A 1,349-nucleotide genomic window follows, 5' to 3' on the forward strand; every position below is an offset into this window, starting at 1 on the left:
CCCTTCGTGGCAGTGAGAATGGGTGTGGGTGGTTGACCGGGTTTGGGTCTGACTTACTTCGTGGCTGACGGTGCTGTCATGGGCGAGATGTGTCGGCCCGGAACTCCGGTCGATCACCTGCACCAAGTGACCTGTGAGGACCGGGGCGGGTGTGACCTGATTAGGACCCTGTCTGGCTGGTAGGCCGTGACTCTTCACTGTCCTGTCCACCCGCCCCGGTGAGGTCATCCCACACCGCAGTGAAGGGAGACACCGCCAGAATGGCTGAGACAGCAGTGACCACGCAAGTGGTCGTACTCGGAGTCGACACCCATCAACAGACCCACCACGCCGCGATCGTCGCCACCGACGGCCGCCCGCTGGCCGATCGCGAGTTCCCGACCACCACCGCCGGCTACACCCAGTTGTGGCAGTGGGCGTGTGGCTTCGGCCGCGTCGAGGATGCCGCAGTGGAATCGAGCGCCTCCTACGGGGCCGGGTTGACCCGGATGCTCACCGCCGAAGGGGTGCGAGTGATCGAGGTCAACACCCCCGATCTGCCGCGCCGCTACGCCCACGGTAAGACCGATCAACTCGATGCCTACGCCGCAGCGATGGCCGTCATCACCGGCCGCGCGACCGCGGTGGCCAAAGACACCCGCGGCGCGGTCGAATCTATTCGGATGCTCACCGTGGCAAGGGCTTCGGCCGTCGAGGAAGCCACCCGCATCGGTAACCAGATCCGTGACCTGTGTACCACCGCACCAGCCGAGTACGCCGATCAAGCGCGCCAGGCCCGCACCATCGCCAAGCGGGCAGCATTCATCAAAGACTTGCCGGTACCAGCCGAGAAAGCTGATCTGTCCGGGCCGGCCGCGGCGTTCGTGCGCGCTGCGCGGTCGCTGCTCGACCGACACCGACTCGCCCAACAACAAGCCCGGTCTTTGGCCCGCGAACTCACACGACTGCTGAGCAAGCTGGTACCCACCCTGCTCTCGCGCCCGCAGATCGGGCCGATCACCGCCGCCCGCCTGGTGATCACCGCCGGTGACAACGTCGAGCGGATGGGCACCGAGGCACGGTTCGCCAAACTCGTCGGCGCCGCCCCGTTACCGGCATCCTCAGGCAAAACCAGCCGTCACCGACTCAACCGGGGCGGGGACCGGCAAGCCAACAGTGCTCTGCACATGATCGCGGTCGGACGCATGAAATCCCACGCCCCCACCCGCGCCTACGTCGAGCGACGTTCCGCCGAACACAAAACGAAGAAAGACATCCTCCGCTGCCTCAAGCGCTACATCGCCCGCGAAGTGTTCCGCGACCTCACCACTGACCTCGGAGCACTTGACAAGCTATAGGACCCTCTCGCT

1 protein-coding gene is annotated in these 1,349 nt (G+C 65.6%); it reads left to right on the top strand.

Features of this window, described 5'->3' with window-relative positions:
• Positions 1 to 260 precede the first annotated feature (260 nt).
• Positions 261 to 1,337, top strand: a complete 1,077-nt coding sequence (locus FFS52_RS23525) for an IS110 family transposase (RefSeq protein ID WP_137811085.1) — start codon at positions 261 to 263, stop codon at positions 1,335 to 1,337.
• Positions 1,338 to 1,349: the final 12 nt, after the last annotated feature.

This window comes from Gordonia sp. ALPHA1B1, from assembly GCF_005502615.1.
GTDB lineage: Bacteria > Actinomycetota > Actinomycetes > Mycobacteriales > Mycobacteriaceae > Gordonia > Gordonia hongkongensis.